Source organism: Vogesella mureinivorans, from assembly GCF_007644035.1.
GTDB classification, from domain to species: Bacteria; Pseudomonadota; Gammaproteobacteria; order Burkholderiales; family Chromobacteriaceae; genus Vogesella; species Vogesella mureinivorans.
The window spans coordinates 1-266 of record NZ_VMTV02001153.1 but is presented as its reverse complement, the minus strand read 5'-3'; the positions used below and the strand labels follow the sequence as shown (position 1 = coordinate 266).

The window sequence follows — 266 nt, the reverse complement described above, 5'->3', positions numbered from 1 at the left end:
CATCACGTTGCGCGAGCGCCGACAGTGGGTCGGCGGGGTCATGCGTTTCTAGCCGGAGGTCACCCATGAACGAAATTTCCAATTTGATGAGGACCCAGGTCGTGATGCGCCCGCTGGCGATCAGCGCGATCCTGATCTCCAGTCTCGCCCTCGCAGAACCGGCCTTTGCGCAGAACTCGGGCGCCTTCGCGCCGCTCGAGACCGCCGTGCAGATGATCGTTGATTTCATCACAGGACCATTCGGACGCCTGCTGGCGATCATCGCG

Annotated in this window: 1 protein-coding gene; it reads left to right on the top strand. The window is 62.0% G+C overall.

Annotated features, from left to right (window positions below):
- Window positions 1-65 precede the first annotated feature (65 nt).
- Window positions 66-266, top strand: a 201-nt coding sequence (locus FLQ44_RS23280) for a TrbC/VirB2 family protein (protein ID WP_206209156.1), incomplete at its 3' end; no start/stop codon positions are given.